Genomic DNA, 13804 nt, shown 5'->3' with positions numbered 1-13804 from the left:
TTCCAGACGGGGCATGCGCATAGCAAGGGCAAGTGTGCCGTTTCAGGCGCCAAGGCGAATCAGCTTGCGGTTGACGAACTCCTCCATGCCGTCGCGGCCCAATTCGCGACCAAAGCCGGAGCGTTTCACGCCACCGAAGGGCAGCTCGGCGGATGAGCCCGGCCCCTCATTGATATGCACCATGCCCGCTTCGAGTCGAGCGGCTAGGCGCTTAGCACGTTCAATATCTCGTGACTGGATCACCGCCCCCAGGCCATAGGCGGAATCGTTGGCCAAACGTAGCGCCTCTTCCTCGTCATCCACGGGGTATACCACCGCCACCGGACCGAACAGTTCCTCGTGAAACACCCGCATCTCCGGCGTGACGCCGGTGAGCAGGGTCGGCGCATACCAGGCACCGGGGCCATCCAGACGCCGGCCGCCGCTCAACACCTGGGCACCTTGGGCCACGGCATCGTTCACCTGGGCCTCCAGGGTATCCAGCGCCGCCTGCGAGGAGAGTGGACCCATGAAGGTACCCTCGATCATGGGATCTCCCACGACGATCTTCTCTACTGCTGATTTGAAAGCGCTCAGAAAGTTATCGTACACGGCACGATCGATGAAGATACGCTTGGCGGCATTGCAGGCTTGGCCGGCGTTACCGAAGCGGCCAATCAACGCCTGCTGAACAGCCTGCTCCAGGTCAGCATCGTCCAGTACGATAAAGGGATCGGAACCACCCAACTCCAGCACCACCTTCTTGAGATGACGGCCGGCAATTTCGGCGACTGCCGCGCCGGCGCGTTCGGAGCCTGTCAGCGAGACGCCCTGTATGCGTGGGTCAGCAATGATATCTGCGGCCTGTTCATTGCTGGCGTAAACATTCACATAAAGGTTTTCAGCCGCCCCGGCATCACGGAAGATTTGCGCCATGGCGGCGGCGGATTCAGGGCACTGAGGTGCATGTTTGAGCACAATCGTGTTGCCGTTCATCAGGTTAGGCGCGGCAAAACGCGCCACCTGATAATAGGGGAAGTTCCAGGGCATGATGCCCAGTAGCGCTCCAAGCCCCTCTTTTCGGATCATCGCGCTACCGCCGCCTGTCTTATCCAGCGGCTCATCTTCCAGCAAGGCTGGGCCTTTCTCGGCATAGTAGCGGTAGATGGACACCACAATGTCGATCTCTAGCCCACCCTGGAATAATGGCTTGCCCATTTCGCGGGCGATGATGCTGGCCAGCGCTTCTCGGCGTTCGGCGTAGAGATCCGCTACTCGGTTCAAAAGAGCGGCACGCTCAGCCACACTGCTTTGGCGCCACTCGCCGAAGGCATGATGAGCCTGGGTAATGGCTTCTTGAATCTCGGCATCGCTGGCGGTGGAAAACACCTGCTCCACCTCTCCGGTGGCTGGGTTGGTCACAGCATACTGAGTCATCGCATGATTCCTTTTATTGTCGTTGAACTAGCTTCAGGGCAGGTCGTGCTGCGGGTCGGTAATCACGTGGATTAACGCGGGGACGCAGTCTTGGGTAACCGCAACTAGCGCCCTTTCCACGGCGCCAGCGGCTTCGTCGTTCGACGCCACCGTCTCACCATGGCCGCCATAGGCACGGCACAAGCTGGCGAAATCGGGATTGGCCAGCTGGGTACCACTGACACGCTCAGGGAAATGCATCTCCTGGTGGGAACGAATGGTGCCGTATTGCCCATTATCCATCACCAGGATCAGCATGGCCGCACCGTGCTGCACAGCGGTCGCTATCTCTTGGCCGTTCATCATGAACTCGCCATCGCCGGCCACCACCACGCATAGCCGCTCGGGGCTTTCCAATGAGGCCGCCACTGCCGCCGGCACGCTATAGCCCATTGAGCCATTGCGGGTGCTCAGCTGGCTGGGAAAGGTACGGGTGGGCAGAAAACGTTGTGCCCAGACACAGTGGTTGCCGGCACCGAAGCTGTAGACGGCATCCTCAGGCAGGAGCTTGACCAGCTCCCCCACCACTGCGCCCATATGGGCGGTGCCAGAGCGCGTCGCCGGCAGAGTGCTCAGATCCGGGAGGCTAGAAGCCGCCACTTGGGCAGCACGCCCTTCGGCAAGCCAATCTTGCCAGGCCACCGCACGGCCTAGCTGTAGATCAGCCACCGATTCGGCAAAGGCCACAGGACTAGCGATGATATGCCTTGTCACGGCGCCGCTGTGGCCACGTAGGCTGGTATCGATATTGATCAGGATATTGGTGCGCTCATGTCCCTGACGGGCGGTGAAACCCTCGGTTGTCACGTCGCTGAGCACAGTCCCCACCGCCACCAACACGTCAGCTTCCTCGAACATCGAAAGCGTCATCGCGGTGCGGCCGTAGCCCAGCGAGCCGCAGTTAACTGGCGAATCAAAAGGTACCCGGTCAGCAGCACGCCAATCGTGCACCACGGGTATGCTGTTGTGCTCGGCGAAGCGCGTCAGGCGTGCAGCAGCTTCGAAAGTCCAGCGCTGGCCTCCGATGAATAGAAGTGGCTTGTTGGCTGCCAACAGCTCGGCCTTGAGCGCTTCCAGCTCCTTGAGTGATATCCCACCCTCCGCTACCGGTAGCACTGGATGCAGCTGGCCACTCACCGCATGGATGATGACATCCTCAGGCAGGCCCACCACTACAGGCCCGGGACGTCCGGAGCGCGCAGCGAAAAAGGCCTCAGCCACCACCTCGGAGGCACGTTCGGCCTCATCGAGCACAAACACCCGCTTGCACTGGGTACCGAACCAGGCATTAGGATCAAATTCCTGAAAAGACTCGCGCATGCGATCAGCCACCGGAATCAGCCCCACGAACAGCACCATAGGCACAGCATCCTGCCAAGCGGTATGCAGCGCCACAAAGGCATTGGCCGCCCCGGGACCGCGAGTCACCATGGCAACACCCGGCTGTCCAGTGAACTTTCCATGTGCCTCGGCCATGTAGGCCGCTCCGCCTTCGTGACGACACACCACGGTGGCGATGCTTGAATCGTGCAGACCGTCCAGTACAGCGAGGTAGCTTTCTCCTGGCACCACAAAGACGCGTTCAACGCCATGCAACGATAGAGAATCAACGATGACCTGGCCGGCATGTTTGTTATTCATGGAATTACTCCTAGCAGTCTGTCGGATTAAGGGGCGTAAATCGCAGTGGTAATGCCCCACTCTGATTTCTTCGCAGGATAAACGGTCATGTGTCGTTTCTGACCTCTGTTGGGCGTCTATCAGGGCAAGGGGCGCAGCCCTTTTACCCTGTTGGTCAGGCGGTGCTTTCGTTTGATGTTCCGATGAGGATGGCAGGAAGCGAGTATTTCACGAGGTTATAGCCCGACAGATTGCCAGTACCTTTTAAAGCGTTATACCTTGATAGAGCGTTACGTCTTGATAAAGCCATCCATGAACGCCGCAAGGTTACGGCCCAGATGCTCGGTGGGGTAACCGCCTTCCTGCACCACTACCGTGGGTAGCGGAATTTCTGCCAGACGCTTGCCCAGCAGGCCAAAGTCTTCTGTTTCCAGCGCCAGCCCAGCCAGCGGGTCATCCTTGTGGGCGTCCAGGCCCAAGGCAATCACCAGCGCCTGTGGCTTGAACGCCTGCATGGCATCGATCAACTTTTCCAGCGCCTGCATGAACATCGGTCCGTCACTGCCCAGTGGCAAGGGCTGATTGACGTTGGCACCCTGCCCATCGCCTTCGCCGATTTCATCCACTCCGCCCCAGAAGAACGGATAGAAGTCCGCCGTATCAGCGTGCACCGAGCCGGTCCACACATCGCCACGGGCGTAGAAGACATCCTGTGTGCCGTTACCGTGGTGAAGGTCAACATCTAGAATCGCCACGCGTGCGTACTTTTCACGCAGGATTTCCGCTGCCAGCGCCGAGCTGTTCAAAAAACAGAAGCCGCCCGCGCGGTCCGGTCCGGCGTGATGCCCCGGCGGCCGGCACATCGCATAGGCTTGTCCATCTCCTGCCAGCACCGCCTCGGTCGCGGCTTCAGCACTGGTGGCGCTAGCGATGATACCGGCGTAGGTATCGGCGGTCAGTGGGCATGCCATATCGTGCATGTGCCAGCCCGCCTGCCCCACCGGATGGCGGGGATAATGATAGCCTTGGCCACAAGGATGCACGTTGGGCGCCACCATCTCGGCGGTATCCGGCAGTGCGGCCCAGCGCTCATAAATGGTTTCAAGAAAGGTCAGATAGCGCGGGGTATGCACCCGCGACAACCGTTCGTGCAGTTGTGACGTGGCCATCGGTGCCAGCGTCTCGATACCCAGCAGCCCAAGCCCTTCTAGCAGCATTTCGGCGCGCAGCGGTCCTTCCGGCGAAGCGGTCTGACGGCCTCTGAGCAGAAAACTGGGCGGCGCATGGCGTTGCTGTTCTGGATGGTAAAAGCACTTCACGGCAATTCCTCTATGATCGGCGGCGCTGGAGAATAACAGACGGCAATTTTGGGATACCAGCAACGACGAGGTTACCGGTCATGTGAGGCGTTCGCGCCCCAACGGCTCAGGAACAAGGCATAGGTTTTCAGCACGTGGCGGATGGACTCGATATCAACGCGCTCATCAACCCCGTGAAAGTTTTCGGCGATCGGCCCGTAACAGGTGCCATTGATGCCACCATGAACCTTATATGCGCGCAGATCCGTGGTGCAGGTCAGCGGTTTTGTGGTGACCGCCTCGCCGGTCAGGTCCTGATGACACTGCCCCAACAGGCGTACCCCGTTATCGTCCAGATCGACTTCCACGCCCTCTGAGCAGAAGCCGTGAAACACCACCTCAAGATTGGAAATACCCGCCCCCAGCTTACTTGCCTGATCCTCGACACACGCTTTCACCCTGGCCTTGATGTCGTCCACCGCGATCCCGGGCGGGAAACCGATACGCCCCTCGACGCTGGCGTAAGCGGGCACGCTGGAGGCCCAGTCTCCACCATTAATACGGCCAAGGTTAAGGTTGAAGGGCTTGTCGATTTCCTTGAACAACGGATGACGTGGCGCAGCGTTGATCTCCGTTTCCAGCGCTTTCAACCCGTTGAACAAGGTGATAACAACTTCAATTGCATTCGTGCCGGCGCTTGTGTCCAGCACGTGAGTGGGCACGCCATTCAGGTTGATACGAAACCACAGCACACCGACCTGCCCCGAGATGATATGGGCGCCAAAGGGCTCCGGTATCAGTACAAAATCGCCGGTGTGACCGGCATTCACGCAGGCCAATGCCCCGTGGCCGGTGCACTCCTCCTCGATCACCGTTTGCAGCGTTACGGGGTGATAAATTTCGACGCCTGCCTGCCTGACCGCTTTGACCGCCATGCACATGGCAGCAATACCGGCTTTCATGTCACCGGCACCACGGCCATAGAGCCAGCCGTGTTCGTCTCTCCAAGGCTCCCACGGGGGGCGCGACCACAGCTTATTTGGCTCGGCAGGCACCACATCGAGATGCCCGTTGAAGACGAGATGAGGCCCGCTTGCCCCTTCATTCAACGTTGCTATCACGTTATAGCGTGACGCAGACGCGCTATAAGACGAGATATTTGACCTGTTAAGCCGTCTGGCAATCGTGTTTTCAGCGCTATTATTTGCTTGGTCTTTATCGCCTACATGGGCTGTATTTTCCAAATGATCTGTATCGTCCCCAAAGGACAAGGCCGTCTCTGTCAGCGGCACATGGGTGACGTTGAAATTTTCTTTGCGGTACCAGTCATCCATCACTGCCTGCGCACTTTGCTCTTGTCCGAGCACGCTGTAGGCTCGCACCAAATTCTCTGTTAACTCAAGAGTTTCATCGAACAGTGCATCGCAGCAGGAGAGGATTTTCTGCTCCTGATCAGTCAGCATGACATTGCTCCATTATCATTGTAATAAACTGCTCTTACCGATTTTTAATGTTCTTTTTCTAAATTTTCGTTTCATTTATCTGCATGTTAGCGCCAACAAACTAATCCAGAAACCTGCCTGCCAAGCGCTCTGCTAAAGACAACTCTTTTTAACTTTTCACATCTTTTAATACGGTTTGCAAGGAAAAACAAAGAGAGCCTTTGTATTAATTTCATTTATACAAAGAATAAAAATATAAAAATTGTCTTATAGAAAACCGGGTGATACTTGTAAGAAACATTAAAAAAAATGACTGGTACAAGTTTCAAAATATGCGTCGCAGGTCAGCCAAGCTGGCCAGCAACAAGAAAGGATAATAAGAAAAGGCCGCAATAATACTAAAGGCTCAACAGTACACGCCGGCAATGTCGATAAAAACGTCCATAAAAACGATAACAGGTGAGCCGAGTGAATATTTATCAAGCGGTTGCTTCACGGCAGCCGTTGCTCGATGGGCACTTCTGCCATCGCACGGTGCAGGAAATCGAAGAACACGCGCTCCGCTTGGGAAAAGCGCGAGTCCTGGTGCCATATCAGATGCAAGTCAATATTGGGAATGCCTTCATAGGGCGGAAGCGGCCAGAGCCGGCCATTCTTGACGTCCGCCTGAACCGTGTGTTCCGGCAGGCAACCAATGCCCCAACCGCTGCGCACGAAGCGCTGGATCTCTTCCAGGCTGCTCGACGTAACCACCATATCCCCCACCAGCCCTGTACTGGCGCGAAAGAGCGCAATGCCTGCCAAGGCACCGGACAGCTGGGCACTGGTGAACGAGACGAACGGCTCGTGGCTGAGCGCCTGCAGCGACAGGTTCTGCTTACCGAAGAAACGATGCACCCGGCCGCAGAAGAACCGATAGCGTTGATGTACCAGAAGCTGGCTGTTCAATCCTTCCACCGGATGCGGCAGCAGGCTCACACCCACCGTGCCCATTTTCTGCACCATCGACTGAACCACGTCCTGGCTCGACAGCACGGTCACCTCGCAAGTGATGCGTGGATGCTGCTGATGAAAGCGTCTCAACACGTCGTCAAGAAAGCTGCACTGAATACCGCTGACCAGAAACAAAGTGATCTGCCCAGCCACTTCAGGGGCGTTATCGCGCACTTTGACGCTGAGCCGCGCCACGTTGGCGTAGATTTCCAGCGCATCGCGGTAGACCAGCTCTCCAGCTTCCGTAACGCGAAATCGATGGCTGCCTCGCTCAATGAGGCTCTGCCCAAGATGCGACTCAAGCCGCTTCAACGCCAGGCTCACTGCGGGCTGGGAGAGATTAAGGCGCTGCGCAGCACGGCTGATGCTTTTCTCCTGAACAATGCTGACAAAGGTACGCAGCAGGTTCCAGTCGAGGGTGTCATGTACAGACCTCATCGTAGGGAGCTCCCGTGGGCGGCAGAAACATCACCGGCAAATCCTGAAGAAGATTACAGCAAAGCGGCGTAGCTGCCCATCACCAGCAACGCCGGACTCATTGATCAGCAAGGAGAAAGTTGCATGTCCACACAACGCTCTGGCCCGCCCACTACCCCACAGATCGACGGCGAACGCTTATGGTCATCGCTGATGGAAATGGCCCGTATTGGGCCGTCACCCAACGGTGGCAGCCGACGGTTGACTCTGAGCGAGGAGGATCTGGCCGGTCGCCAGCAGTTGCTTGAGTGGACCGATGCGCTGGGCTGTGAATCGCGCACCGATCAGGCAGGCAATCTCTTCATTCGCCGCCCCGGGCTAGAGAACGATCTTTCCCCTGTGGCTGTCGGCAGCCATCTGGATACGCAACCGCTCGGCGGGCGTTTTGATGGCGTGCTGGGGGTGCTGGCAGGGCTGGAAATCTTTCGCACCCTGCACGATCAGGGCATTACCACTCGGCGGCCGCTGGAGCTGGTGAACTGGACCAATGAAGAAGGCAGCCGCTTTGCCCCAGCAATGGGCGGTAGCGGTGTCTACGCCGAGCGACTATCGCTTGAGGATTTTCGCGCCGCACAGGACCGTGACGGTATCTGCCTCGGTGAAGCACTCGATCAATCCGGCTATAGGGGCGCACTGACCCGCCACGACCTGCCGCTTGCTGCCTATCTGGAGCTGCATATCGAACAGGGCCCGATACTGGAGAAGAAAAACTTGCCAGTCGGTATTGTCAGCGGCGTGCAAGGGTTGCGTTGGTACGACATCACCTTTACTGGTGATTCCGCTCACGCTGGCCCGACGCCGATGGAATACCGCCACGACCCGCTGATGGCCGCCACCGCCTTTGTGGAAGCCATGCGCAAGACCGTGCTCGACGACGCCGAAGGCACATCGCGCCTGACTATCGGTGATTTTCAGGTTGCCGAGCCGTCGCGCAATGTGATTCCTGGCGCGGTGACCCTGCACGTGGACGTGCGCCATACCGATGAACGTGCGCTGCAGGCACTCGATGACACTCTGCGCGCCCATGTGCAAGCCGCCGCCGAACGCGAGGGTGTCAACGCCAATATCAGCGTGCTTTGGCATATGCCGGTCACCCGCTTTGATGAAACGCTGGTAAAGGATCTCTCCACCGCCGCCGAGGCGTTGGGTCATCAGCCTTTCAGCATGATGAGCGGTGCCGGTCACGACGCGGTGAATGTCAGCTACGTGACACCCACCGCGATGCTGTTCATCCCTTGCCGAGACGGCATCAGCCACAACGAGCGAGAAGATGTGGAACCCGCGCACTGCGCCATCGCCACACAAGTGCTGTGTGATGCGCTGCTACGCGCGGCTAACCGCAAAGGATAAGACGACTGATATAAGGCAGGGATGCCTTAATACCCGGCTCCACTGAGCCATGTTTCCCACCAACAATTCATAAGTACGGGGAAGACCATGAAAAAAACCTTAACACTTGCCATTGCGGCTGCTTCCATAGCGGCAACTTATGCCTGGGCTGAAGAGCCACGCTCAGGCGGCATCATCAACACCGTGATCCAGCCTGAACCGCCCAGCATCATCGCGGGCCTTCACCAAAACGCACCGACCCAGACAGTCTCCGGCAATATCTATGAAAGCCTGCTGCGTTACGATACCGACCTCAACCCCATGCCGCAGCTAGCCCATGACTGGACGGTCAGTGATGATGGTCTGGTCTACACCTTTAATCTTCACGAAGACGCGACCTGGCACGATGGCAAGCCATTCACTTCTGCAGATGTGGTGTTCTCTACTGATGTTTATCTACGTGAAATGAACCCGCGCACCCGCACGATTCTTTCCCACGTGGAGAGCATCGAAGCCCCTGATGATCACACCGTGGTCTTTACCCTCAAGAACCCCTTCGGTCCTTTCCTGCTGGCCTTTGAAGCGGGCACCATGCCGATGATGCCTAAGCACATCTATGAGGGCACCGATTTCCGCGACAACGAAGCCAACAATCACCCGGTCGGCACCGGTCCGTTCAAGTTCGAGAGCTGGGATCGTGGTCGCGTTATCCAGCTGGTGAAAAACGAGGATTACTACGAGCAAGGACTACCGTACCTGGATGGCATCAACTGGCACGTCATCCCGGATGCCTCGTCGCGCGCGATTGCTTACGAAAACGGCACGGTGGATGTGCTACCGGCCAACTCGGTCGAGAACTTCGATATACCGCGCCTGAGCGAACTCGATAACACCTGCCGCACCGAGCAAGGCCACGAGTATTTCAGCCCCTTCGCCATGCTGTGGATCAACAACCGCGAAGGCCCCATGGCCGACAAGCGCTTCCGTCAGGCGGTGATGTACGCGCTGGATCGCGAGTTTGCCCGCGATGTGCTGTGGAACGGTTTGGGTAAGGTGCCGTTGTCAGCATTTGGCTCCAATGCCAGCTTCCAGGATGACAGCTTGCCACCGTATGACCACAACCCGGAACGTGCCCGTGAACTGCTCGACGAGATGGGCTACGACGGTGAAGAGGTACGTCTGTTGCCGATTCCCTACGGCGAGACCTGGGTACGTTGGGCTGAAGCTGTTAAGCAGAACTTGCAGGAAGTGGGCATCAACATACGCACCCAAGCCACGGACGTGGGCGGCTGGAACCAGCGTCTAGCGGAATGGGATTACGATCTTGCCTTTACCTATCTCTTCCAGTACGGCGACCCGGCACTGGGTATCTCGCGAACCTACATTTCCAGCAATATCGCTAAAGGATCCCCGTGGAACAACGTAGAGGGCTATGAGAACGAGCGGGTTGATGAGCTGTTTGATCTGGCGGCTACCGCGTATCCCGACGACAAGCGTGAAGAGTACTACCACGAGGTTCAGGGAATTCTTCACGACGAAGTACCCGTTGGTTGGCTGCTCGAACTCGGCTTTCCCACCATCTACAGCTGTGATGTGAAGAACCTTGTTACCACAGGTATAGGCCTTAACGACGGCTTCAAAAACGCCTGGCTTGACCGGTAATACGACGTTGGGCGGCGCTTCGCCGCCCGACTCTCGCATCATGTCGCCACGGGGGTAATGGCATGCTCTATGCCAGATTGATCATCATGCGGCTTTTGAAAGCCGTCATCGTTCTGTTTCTGATTGTCATCTTCAATTTTTTCCTGATTCAAATGGCGCCCGGTGATCCAGCGGCCGTCATGGCCGGTGAAGCCGGCGCCACCGATCCGGAGTTTCTGCGCCAGCTTCGCGAGCAGTTCGGGCTGGATCAACCACTTTACGTCCAGCTATGGCGTTACATATCGGGCATTGCCACGCTTGATTTTGGCTATTCCTACCGTCAGCAAATGCCGGTTTTTGATCTGATCATGGACCGCATGCCGGCTACCCTGCTGCTGACCGGCACGGCATTCGTAATGTCGCTGGGGCTGGGTATTCTGGCCGGCTCCATGGCCGCTGCACGGGCCAAAAAACTGAGTGGCTCGGTAATCATGGCACTGGCGCTGGTGTTTTATGCCACCCCGCTGTTCTGGGTCGCGCTGATGTCGGTTGTTCTGTTTTCGGTACAGCTCGACTGGCTGCCCGCCTATGGCTTTGCCTCCGTAGGCACCGGATATACCGGCTTCGCGTTGGCGCTGGATATCGGCAAACACTTGATTCTTCCCGCCACCACCCTGGCTCTGTTCTTCATGGCGATTTACACCCGCATGACGCGTACCTCCATGCTCGAGGCCAGTCAGCAGGATTACGTCAAGACGGCGCGTTCCAAAGGCTTGGCGTCGGGGGTGATTCAACGCCGGCATATACTGCGGAATGCATTGCTACCGATCATCACCCTGGCGGGCCTGCAAGCCGGACAGATGGTGGGCGGTGCCATTCTCACCGAAACGGTCTTCGCTTGGCCGGGCATCGGTCGTCTGATGTTCGAGGCGCTGATGCAACGCGATTACAACCTGCTGTTGGGCATCTTTTTCTTCTCCGCTGCCCTGGTCATTTTATTCAACATCATTACCGACCTCGTTTACGGCCTGGTTGACCCACGTATCAAGGAGGCGTCATGAATTTTTTTGCCCGCTTCGCCCAGAATCGTGGTGCCTTGGTCGGACTGATCATACTGACCATGATTATCCTGATGGCGATCTCCGCACCGCTGCTGTTTCCTGAATCACCGTGGCGTATGGTGCAGCGCCCCTTCCTGCCGCCGTTGGAGCTGGACGGTTTCCCGATGGGAACCGACACCATGGGCCGCAACGTCGCCGCAGGCCTCATGCACGGCGCCTGGGTGTCGCTGTTGATTGGGCTGGTATCAACCTTTGTGGCCCTGGTAATTGGCGTGCCGCTGGGGGCTATCGCTGGTTATTACGGCGGCTTGCTGGACGACGCTTTGATGCGCTTCACTGAGTTCTTCCAGATCATTCCCAACTTTGCGCTGGCGATTGTGCTGGTGGCCATCATGCAGCCCAGCGTGACCTCGATTGTGCTGGCTATCGCGCTGGTAAGCTGGCCGCCGGTCGCCCGCCTGGTGCGCGCCGAATTCATGTCGTTGCGCCACCGCGAATACGTCGAGGCGGCGCGCCTGGTGGGTCAGAGCAACCGCACCATCATCCTGCGCCAGATTCTGCCTAACGCCATGTCGCCCATCATCGTGATGGCGTCATTAATGGTGGCGACCGCCATCCTACTGGAATCATCCCTTTCATTTCTGGGGCTTGGCGACCCCAACGTCATGTCATGGGGTTACATGATTGGCGCTGCCCGCACGGTGATTCGTCAAGCCTGGTGGCTGAGTTTCTTCCCGGGGCTGGCCATTCTTCTGACCGTACTGGCCCTTAACCTGGTAGGCGAGGGTCTCGACGATGCACTCAATCCGAAACTCAGCCGAGAACGCTCATGAACGAGGGGAATAGCATGAATCATACAACCGATACCCCCTTGCTGAGCTTGCAAGGCTTGACCATTGCGTTACCCAAGGGGGCTGACCGAGCCTATGCCGTTGAAAATCTCAGTTACGATGTACAACGCGGTGAAATCCTCTGCGTGGTGGGTGAGTCCGGTTCTGGTAAATCCATGGCCGCCAATGCGGTCATGGGCCTTCTGCCCAAGGGCGTACGCCCAGTTGACGGCAAGGCGATCTTTGCTGACCAGGATTTGCTGAGCATCACTGAAAAGCAGCACAGGGAACTGCGTGGCCTACGCATCGGCATGATCTTTCAGGAGCCGATGACCGCGCTGAACCCGCTGATGCGGGTCGGTGCCCAGATAAGCGAGGTGTTCGAAGCCCACGGTCAGTTGAATGGCGCAGAGCGCTCCATCAAGGCCCTTGAGCTGTTAACGGAAGTAGGGCTTCCAGAGCCGGAAAAAGCCATTCGCGCTTACCCTTTCCAGCTTTCTGGTGGCCAACGCCAGCGGGTGATGATTGCCATGGCGCTGGCGCTCGAGCCGGAGCTATTGATTGCTGATGAGCCGACCACAGCATTGGATGTCACCACCCAGGCCCAAATTCTGGACCTGATTATTGACTTGCAGAAGCGTCACGGCATGGCAGTGATGTTTATCACCCACGACTTTGGGGTGGTGGCTGAAATTGCGACCCGGGTTTGCGTGATGCGCCAGGGCAAGATTGTCGAACTCGGTGAGGCCCGCGATGTACTGGCCAACCCGCAGCATGAGTACACCCGCGCGTTGATTGAAGCGATACCCAGCGATGTGGTGCCGGAAGCACGGGGCGCTGAAACTGACACCCCGCTGCTTGATGTCAAAAACCTCAACAAGGTGTTTCGCTCGAAGGGCGGCTTGTTCAAGCCCGCCCGTGAAGTGCGCGCCCTCAACGATGTCTCGTTTTCGCTGGTCAAGGGAGAAACTATCGGCATTGTAGGCGAATCCGGCTCGGGAAAATCCACCCTCGGCCGTTGCATTGTTCGCCTTGAAACCCCGGACAGCGGCTTAATGAGTCTTTCCGGCACCGACTTCATGACGCTCCACGGAGAGTCACTGCGCCGCGAACGCAAGCGTGTGCAGATGATTTTTCAGGACCCCTACGCCTCGCTCAACCCACGCACGCGCGTCGGCATGGCGATCGCTCAGGGTCCGATTGCCAACGGGATACCCAAGCAGAAAGCCCTGGCACAGGCGGATGACTTGCTGGAACTGGTAGGTCTGGCCAACACCGCTGATCGCTTTCCTCATGAATTTTCCGGCGGGCAGCGCCAGCGTATTGGCATTGCCCGCGCGCTGGCATTGGAGCCGGAACTGATTGTCGCGGATGAAGCTGTCTCCGCGCTGGACGTCTCGATTCAAGCACAGATTCTGGAACTGCTGGAAGACCTCAAACAGAAGTTCTCCTTATCGCTGCTGTTCATCACTCACGATTTGCGGGTAGCCGCCCAGATATGTGATCACATTATCGTGATGCAGCATGGCCGTATCGTCGAACAAGGCCCCGCACGCGATATCTTCCTTGCCCCGCAGCAGGCGTATACCCGCCAGTTGCTCGACGCGATTCCCGGTCGACCGGAAGCAACCGAAATCGCATCATGATAGCGAGGCCTT

At 57.7% G+C, this 13804-nt stretch carries 10 protein-coding genes; 5 read left to right on the top strand and 5 right to left on the bottom strand.

All coding sequences use genetic code 11. The features are described 5' to 3' along the window. Positions 1–42 precede the first annotated feature (42 nt). The 5 genes from DU506_RS08105 to DU506_RS08085 form a co-directional block, all read right to left on the bottom strand. Complete coding sequence (locus tag DU506_RS08105) at positions 43–1416, bottom strand: NAD-dependent succinate-semialdehyde dehydrogenase (RefSeq protein WP_114486438.1); 1374 nt, start codon at positions 1414–1416, stop codon at positions 43–45. Between the two features lie 33 nt (positions 1417–1449). After that, entirely contained in the window at positions 1450–3096 is a 1647-nt protein-coding gene (locus DU506_RS08100; RefSeq protein ID WP_114486437.1) for a thiamine pyrophosphate-dependent enzyme, read from the bottom strand. Positions 3097–3365: 269 nt separating this feature from the next. Beyond that, positions 3366–4394, bottom strand: a complete 1029-nt coding sequence (locus tag DU506_RS08095; protein ID WP_114486436.1) for a histone deacetylase family protein — start codon at positions 4392–4394, stop codon at positions 3366–3368. Positions 4395–4465: 71 nt separating this feature from the next. Continuing rightward, the gene (locus tag DU506_RS08090; RefSeq protein WP_114486435.1) at positions 4466–5836 is read right to left on the bottom strand and encodes an ArgE/DapE family deacylase; all 1371 of its coding nucleotides are present in this window, start codon (positions 5834–5836) and stop codon (positions 4466–4468) included. A gap of 471 nt (positions 5837–6307) precedes the next feature. Then, positions 6308–7246: a LysR family transcriptional regulator gene (locus tag DU506_RS08085; RefSeq protein WP_114486434.1), complete on the bottom strand. Its 939-nt coding sequence runs from the start codon at positions 7244–7246 to the stop codon at positions 6308–6310. A gap of 123 nt (positions 7247–7369) precedes the next feature. Between DU506_RS08085 and DU506_RS08080 the strand changes: the two genes are divergently transcribed. The 5 genes from DU506_RS08080 to DU506_RS08060 all read left to right on the top strand — a co-directional run bounded on the left by DU506_RS08080 (position 7370) and on the right by DU506_RS08060 (position 13792). Then, positions 7370–8635, top strand: coding sequence for a Zn-dependent hydrolase (locus DU506_RS08080; protein WP_114486433.1), 1266 nt, complete (start codon positions 7370–7372; stop codon positions 8633–8635). Between the two features lie 87 nt (positions 8636–8722). Continuing rightward, the gene (locus tag DU506_RS08075; RefSeq protein ID WP_114486432.1) at positions 8723–10276 is read left to right on the top strand and encodes an ABC transporter substrate-binding protein; all 1554 of its coding nucleotides are present in this window, start codon (positions 8723–8725) and stop codon (positions 10274–10276) included. A 62-nt stretch (positions 10277–10338) separates the two neighbouring features. Continuing rightward, positions 10339–11316, top strand: a complete 978-nt coding sequence (locus tag DU506_RS08070; RefSeq protein ID WP_114486431.1) for an ABC transporter permease — start codon at positions 10339–10341, stop codon at positions 11314–11316. After that, positions 11313–12149, top strand: coding sequence for an ABC transporter permease (locus DU506_RS08065; RefSeq protein WP_114486430.1), 837 nt, complete (start codon positions 11313–11315; stop codon positions 12147–12149). The genes DU506_RS08070 and DU506_RS08065 overlap by 4 nt, the downstream gene beginning before the upstream one ends. Positions 12150–12163: 14 nt before the next feature. Continuing rightward, a complete protein-coding gene (locus DU506_RS08060) occupies positions 12164–13792 on the top strand; it encodes an ABC transporter ATP-binding protein (protein WP_220254321.1) in 1629 nt (542 codons plus the stop codon). The last annotated feature ends 12 nt before the right edge of the window (positions 13793–13804 follow it).

The sequence above is a fragment of the Vreelandella rituensis genome (genome assembly GCF_003336665.1).
Taxonomy (GTDB): domain Bacteria; phylum Pseudomonadota; class Gammaproteobacteria; order Pseudomonadales; family Halomonadaceae; genus Vreelandella; species Vreelandella rituensis.
This window is presented reverse-complemented; position numbering and strand designations above follow the sequence as displayed.

Coding starts and splice junctions, on each gene's coding strand:
- DU506_RS08085 (WP_114486434.1), bottom strand. CDS start 7,246: ATGAGGTCTGTACATGACACCCTCGACTGGAACCTGCTGCGTACCTTT.
- DU506_RS08075 (WP_114486432.1), top strand. CDS start 8,723: ATGAAAAAAACCTTAACACTTGCCATTGCGGCTGCTTCCATAGCGGCA.
- DU506_RS08090 (WP_114486435.1), bottom strand. CDS start 5,836: ATGCTGACTGATCAGGAGCAGAAAATCCTCTCCTGCTGCGATGCACTG.
- DU506_RS08070 (WP_114486431.1), top strand. CDS start 10,339: ATGCTCTATGCCAGATTGATCATCATGCGGCTTTTGAAAGCCGTCATC.
- DU506_RS08060 (WP_220254321.1), top strand. CDS start 12,164: ATGAATCATACAACCGATACCCCCTTGCTGAGCTTGCAAGGCTTGACC.
- DU506_RS08100 (WP_114486437.1), bottom strand. CDS start 3,096: ATGAATAACAAACATGCCGGCCAGGTCATCGTTGATTCTCTATCGTTG.
- DU506_RS08065 (WP_114486430.1), top strand. CDS start 11,313: ATGAATTTTTTTGCCCGCTTCGCCCAGAATCGTGGTGCCTTGGTCGGA.
- DU506_RS08080 (WP_114486433.1), top strand. CDS start 7,370: ATGTCCACACAACGCTCTGGCCCGCCCACTACCCCACAGATCGACGGC.
- DU506_RS08105 (WP_114486438.1), bottom strand. CDS start 1,416: ATGACTCAGTATGCTGTGACCAACCCAGCCACCGGAGAGGTGGAGCAG.